Origin of the sequence: Pseudoalteromonas rubra, from assembly GCF_000238295.3 — a bacterium.
GTDB lineage: Bacteria > Pseudomonadota > Gammaproteobacteria > Enterobacterales > Alteromonadaceae > Pseudoalteromonas > Pseudoalteromonas rubra.
In genome coordinates this window covers 1-1,245 of sequence record NZ_AHCD03000014.1, presented here as the reverse complement: position 1 = coordinate 1,245, position 1,245 = coordinate 1, and the positions used below count along the sequence as shown (strand labels likewise).

General features: G+C 47.1%; 1 protein-coding gene. It reads left to right on the top strand.

Annotated features, from left to right (window positions below; translation table 11 throughout):
• Positions 1-1,185: an elongation factor Tu gene (gene tuf / locus PRUB_RS00075; RefSeq protein ID WP_010387468.1), complete on the top strand. Its 1,185-nt coding sequence runs from the start codon at positions 1-3 to the stop codon at positions 1,183-1,185.
• Positions 1,186-1,245 lie beyond the last annotated feature (60 nt).

The window sequence follows — 1,245 nt, the reverse complement described above, 5'->3', positions numbered from 1 at the left end:
ATGGCAAAAGAAAAGTTTGAACGTTCGAAACCGCACGTTAACGTTGGTACTATCGGCCACGTTGACCACGGTAAAACTACCCTAACTGCAGCAATCACTAACGTACTTGCAAAAGTATACGGTGGTGAAGCGAAAGACTTCGCATCAATCGATAACGCTCCAGAAGAGCGTGAGCGTGGTATCACAATCTCAACTTCACACGTTGAGTATGACACTCCAACTCGCCACTACGCGCACGTTGACTGTCCTGGACACGCTGACTACGTTAAAAACATGATCACTGGTGCTGCTCAGATGGACGGCGCGATCCTGGTAGTTGCTGCAACTGACGGTCCTATGCCTCAAACACGTGAGCACATCCTACTTTCTCGTCAGGTTGGTGTACCTTACATCATCGTATTCATGAACAAATGTGACATGGTTGACGACGAAGAGCTACTAGAGCTAGTAGAGATGGAAGTTCGTGAACTTCTTTCTGAGTACGACTTCCCAGGTGATGACCTGCCTCTAATCCAGGGTTCAGCTCTTAAAGCGCTAGAAGGCGAGAAAGAGTGGGAAGACAAGATCGTTGAGCTTGCAGAAGCACTAGATTCTTACATCCCAGAGCCAGAGCGTGACATCGATAAGCCTTTCATCATGCCTATCGAAGACGTATTCTCAATCCAGGGTCGTGGTACTGTTGTAACTGGCCGTGTTGAAGCTGGTATCATCAACGTGAACGACGAAGTTGAAATCGTAGGTATCAAAGAAACTACGAAGACAACTTGTACAGGTGTTGAAATGTTCCGTAAGCTGCTTGACGAAGGTCGTGCAGGTGAGAACATCGGTGCACTTCTACGTGGTACTAAGCGTGATGAAGTTGAGCGTGGTCAGGTTCTTTGTAAGCCTGGTTCAATCAACCCACACACTAAGTTCACTTCAGAAGTATACGTACTGTCTAAAGATGAAGGTGGCCGTCATACTCCATTCTTCAAAGGCTACCGTCCACAGTTCTACTTCCGTACAACTGACGTAACTGGTAACGTTGAGCTACCAGAAGGCGTAGAAATGGTAATGCCTGGTGACAACATCAAGATGACTGTTGAGCTAATCGTTCCAATCGCGATGGACGAAGGTCTACGTTTCGCGATCCGTGAAGGTGGCCGTACAGTTGGTGCTGGTGTTGTAGCTACAATCGTAGAATAATCTACAGATTGCAGTAACACTGTGAAAAAGGTCGCTTAGGCGGCCTTTTTTAATGCCTGA